General features: G+C 55.0%; 1 protein-coding gene. It reads right to left on the reverse strand.

The genetic code is table 11. The annotated features are described in order from the left end of the window. Positions 1–153: 153 nt before the first annotated feature. On the reverse strand, positions 154–349 hold a 196-nt coding region (locus KZZ04_RS18615; protein ID WP_219423725.1), incomplete at its 5' end, for a hypothetical protein.

Consider the following 349-nt stretch of genomic DNA (forward strand, 5'->3'; position numbering starts at 1 on the left):
TTTTCAACCAAAAACAACAAGGCCTCTTACTGACCCGATAAGAAATTCAACTTTTCAGGTCAGTGTTTATGCGGGCTACAGGGGTGCTCCTTCTTAGTCTTATATATGGCGGTATTTCCACCGTCCGATCGAGCGAAGCGAGGAGGTGGTGATTCAGCGAATGAGCGAAGCGAAAGAGGTGGTCAGATCGAGCACCGACGAAGTCGGGGGGAGGCCCTGTGCTTTTGCAGCTTCAGCTGCCGCTTTTTCGTCGCGCCTTCTGTCTCTGTAGGCCTTTTGCTTCTCTGCCGGGGTGAGAGCCTTCTCACCGGAAGGCTTGCGGCCGGGCTTCTTGCGGAGCGGGGTGCTC

This window comes from Pseudoalteromonas sp. CR1 (assembly GCF_019392235.1).
In the GTDB taxonomy this organism is placed as follows: domain Bacteria; phylum Pseudomonadota; class Gammaproteobacteria; order Enterobacterales; family Alteromonadaceae; genus Pseudoalteromonas.